This is a genomic window from uncultured Microscilla sp., from assembly GCF_947493425.1.
Taxonomy (GTDB): domain Bacteria; phylum Bacteroidota; class Bacteroidia; order Cytophagales; family Microscillaceae; genus Microscilla.
In genome coordinates, this window is record NZ_CANLRP010000495.1 from 1 (window position 1) to 453 (window position 453).

1 protein-coding gene is annotated in these 453 nt (G+C 45.7%); it reads right to left on the reverse strand.

What is annotated here, in order from left to right:
* Positions 1-145: 145 nt before the first annotated feature.
* Positions 146-424, reverse strand: coding sequence for a hypothetical protein (locus Q0954_RS34470; RefSeq protein WP_299466766.1), 279 nt, complete (start codon positions 422-424; stop codon positions 146-148).
* Positions 425-453 lie beyond the last annotated feature (29 nt).

Consider the following 453-nt stretch of genomic DNA (forward strand, 5'->3'; position numbering starts at 1 on the left):
ACCTCTTTTTGGTATTCCTGTGGTTGAGGCACCTGGTCTGCCTGGTGGTAGTAGCGGGCACTCAGCATATCATCCAATCGGGCAATGAGGTAGCCTAACTCCTCGTCGGTCAGTTTTTCGGCGGCGGCTATGATGGTAGCGTATTTCATTTTTTCCGGTTTAAGTAAAGCAAATGATCTATCCAAAAAATGTCCTCCCAATAATCCTGATTGATTTCGATGCGATAAACCCCCTCCCCTTGGTTATCAGAGGTTACTCCTGTCAAAAGCCGGGGATTACGAATAACAGTAACGGGTAGCCAGGCGTAGCCGTGAGCTTCGTGGCTTATTTTGATAATGCCCTCCTGAATTTTACCTAAATCCATTGCTACCCGGTGGGTGACCAAATCCTGGTCAAAAATGTTCGTGGGTGATTGTGTGCTCATTTTTATGGTGTTTTTTTAGTAGTTATTCC

What these genes read in the sequence shown, in the direction of transcription:
- Q0954_RS34470 (WP_299466766.1), bottom strand. Translation starts at nt 424, where the DNA reads ATGAGCACACAATCACCCACGAACATTTTTGACCAGGATTTGGTCACC.